Genomic DNA, 240 nt, shown 5'->3' on the forward strand with positions numbered 1-240 from the left:
GTCTGAAAAATTGGCACGTCTCGCCGGTGAAGAAGCCATTGCCCAGTCCGGCCTGTCGGTCACAGATTTCGGCGGCCCGCTGTTTCTGGCAGCTCCTCCAGTTGAACTCGATTGGAAAAGCCGCTTTGCACTGGATGCTCTGGTAAAAAATCAGGGTGAGCCAAGCTATCAGCTGCTGCTGGAAGCCTGCCGCAACAATCCGCGTATGGACGAATTCAACACCACGCAGTTCGGCTATAT

Annotated in this window: 1 pseudogene; it reads left to right on the plus strand. The window is 54.6% G+C overall.

Annotated elements, in window-relative coordinates:
• Nucleotides 1–240 (plus strand): annotated as a pseudogene (locus tag HBA93_RS23220) (beta-ketoacyl-ACP synthase); the annotation flags it as partial.

It is taken from the genome of Ochrobactrum sp. SFR4 (assembly GCF_019730395.1).
GTDB lineage: Bacteria > Pseudomonadota > Alphaproteobacteria > Rhizobiales > Rhizobiaceae > Pseudochrobactrum.